Origin of the sequence: Bacillus sp. SIMBA_005, assembly GCF_046535585.1 — a bacterium.
Classification (GTDB): Bacteria; Bacillota; Bacilli; order Bacillales; family Bacillaceae; genus Bacillus; species Bacillus pumilus.
On the sequence record NZ_JAWRWI010001230.1, the window covers coordinates 1 to 233 of the forward strand.

Sequence of the window (233 nt, forward strand, 5' to 3'; positions counted from 1 at the left end):
GGCTGCTCCAATCATGGTGAAGACCCGATTGCAATGGCGGCTTTCGCCAAGGAGCAGGGGATTACGGTGAATGTTATAGGGATTATGGAAGAAAACGCGATTGACCAAGAGGCAATGAAGGAAGTTGAAGGCATCGCCATGGCCGGTGGCGGCGTCCATTAATTTATATTACCGCCACCACCGAGACCGACACTAATCTTAGCGCCCAAAACATCCACGACGCTCTCCCTGTC

1 pseudogene is annotated in these 233 nt (G+C 52.4%); it reads left to right on the forward strand.

Annotation, left to right across the window (positions count from 1 at the left end):
- Positions 1–159, forward strand: a pseudogene (locus SB660_RS23985) (hypothetical protein); the annotation flags it as partial.
- Positions 160–233 lie beyond the last annotated feature (74 nt).